Genomic DNA, 919 nt, shown 5'->3' with positions numbered 1-919 from the left:
GTCGGCGTGCCCGCAGTAGAAGAGGCCGGGACCGGCTCCCGCGGCGAGGGTGCGCACGGGCGTCGGCAGGGGGTGCACGGCGCGCACCGTGCCGTCCGGGCGCAGCACGGTCAGCTCGTGGGCGGCGTGCACGAGGACGCGCTCCCCGTCGGTGTCGACGAGGCTGGTCAGGGCGCCGCGCAGCACGGGCGGCGCGGCGGCGACGGTGCGCGCCTGCGCCGGCGGGTGCCAACCGGCCAGTTCGCTGCGCCCGTTGACGGCCCATACGGTGATCTCGCCCCGGTCGTCGAAGCAGCACAGCGCGTCGTCGAACCAGGTGGAGTCGTGGTGGGTGCCGAGCGCGGAGTGCCGGTGCGCGTCCCACAGCCGCACCGTGGCGTCGGTGGAGGCGGTGACCAGGTACTGGCGGCCGCCGGGCCCGGGCGCGCTGGCGTCCAGGGCGCGGACCTCGCCGGTGTGCGCGACGAGCGAGGCGCCGACGGGGCGTGCGGTGGCGGCGTCGAGGAACTCCAGGGTGCCGTGCGTGGTGGCGACGACGACCTGGAGGCCGTGGCCCGGGCGGTCGAGCGTGAGCAGCCGGGTCGGCGTGGCGGACAGCGTCGCCCAGATGTTCGCGGACAGCCGCCAGTCGGTGTAGTGGACGGTGAGCGGGCTGTCGGCGGGCGGCGCGGCCTCGGCCGGCATCCGTGCGCGCGGCGTGCCGGGGTGGGTGAGCGCGGTGTGCGCGAAGTGCAGGCTCGCCATCCGGGAGGGCAGCGCCGCGTCGCGCAGGTAGGGCTCTATGGCGGACCACGCCGTCAGCCAGTGCCGCGGGCCGCTGGCCGCGGTGTGGTGCAGCAGCGCCCTTATGCCGCCGCCGGTGTCCCAGGCCAGGGCCTGCGGCGGGACGCGGGCGTCGTCCAGGACCTGGCCGAGCGCC

The 919-nt window shown here is 77.3% G+C and carries 1 pseudogene; it reads right to left on the bottom strand.

Features of this window, described 5'->3' with window-relative positions:
* Positions 1–919, bottom strand: a pseudogene (locus G3I40_RS33885) (hypothetical protein); the annotation flags it as partial.

Origin of the sequence: Streptomyces sp. SID14478, assembly GCF_010548525.1 — a bacterium.
In the GTDB taxonomy this organism is placed as follows: domain Bacteria; phylum Actinomycetota; class Actinomycetes; order Streptomycetales; family Streptomycetaceae; genus Streptomyces.
Note: the sequence above shows the minus strand (reverse complement) of the source record. Positions and strands in the feature narration are given on the sequence as shown.